Annotated in this window: 1 protein-coding gene; it reads right to left on the reverse strand. The window is 59.3% G+C overall.

The window, feature by feature from the left end; genetic code table 11:
- Positions 1 to 273, reverse strand: a 273-nt coding sequence (locus HBA93_RS21155) for an Ig-like domain-containing protein (protein ID WP_286202114.1), incomplete at both ends; no start/stop codon positions are given.

Here is a 273-nt window from a genome sequence, read left to right on the forward strand (position 1 = left end):
GTCCGCTGCCGGACGGAAGGTCCAGACCCCCGAGGCATTGACGTCAGCGCTGCCGATTTCAACGCCATTGAGATAGACCTTCACCTTGCCGTTTGCTTCAGCCGTACCGGAGAAGGACGGACGGGTATCGTTCGTCGCATCACCGCTGTTGATATCGCCGACTTTCGGCGGCACAGTATCCTGCACACGGCTGATAACCGGTGCGACAGGTGGCGTTGTGTCGATCTCGATGGCAAAGCCTGTTGAGGCGTTGCCAATGTTACCGGCACGGTC

Origin of the sequence: Ochrobactrum sp. SFR4 (genome assembly GCF_019730395.1) — a bacterium.
Classification (GTDB): domain Bacteria; phylum Pseudomonadota; class Alphaproteobacteria; order Rhizobiales; family Rhizobiaceae; genus Pseudochrobactrum.